Source organism: Ruminococcus sp. MCC718, from assembly GCF_018783905.1.
GTDB classification, from domain to species: domain Bacteria; phylum Bacillota; class Clostridia; order Lachnospirales; family Lachnospiraceae; genus Hominisplanchenecus; species Hominisplanchenecus faecis.
On sequence record NZ_WQNP01000121.1, the window covers coordinates 1 to 464 of the forward strand.

The following is a 464-nucleotide window of genomic DNA, read 5'->3' on the forward strand; positions in this document are numbered from 1 at the left end:
GTCTGCCATGTCATTGATGAAGTCCAGCTTATACGCCTGTTGCACCACATATCCTGTGGCATTGCTAAGATACAGGCTGATTGTCCAGACAAAATTTGTGATACAGTAAAGCCCGTACTGCACCGATTTTCCAATGCCGTCCAGCCAGTTCCACGGTAGCCAAGACCAGCTATTGTCCACATAGAAATCAAGCTGATAGTTGGAAAGCGGATACTTTGAATACAGGTTGTCTGCATTGACCGTATCATCGACCAGTCCAGACGCATGAGCTACCGTCCCAAGCAGGGACAGCAGTACCAGCGTAACGGTCACGGCAAGCAGTACCAGTTTCAGTACATGGAATACCTTTTCTCTTGTGATAGATTTTATCATTCCAAATCCACCTCACTTTTTATCGGCGGTCTGGTATCAAAGGCATGGAGCAGTTCTACAAAGACAGGGTGTATCTGTACCACACCGACACG

General features: G+C 47.2%; 1 pseudogene. It reads right to left on the reverse strand.

Annotation, left to right across the window (positions count from 1 at the left end):
* Positions 1-372: pseudogene (locus tag GPK60_RS10785) on the reverse strand (YtxH domain-containing protein); the annotation flags it as partial.
* Between the last annotated feature and the right edge of the window lie 92 nt (positions 373-464).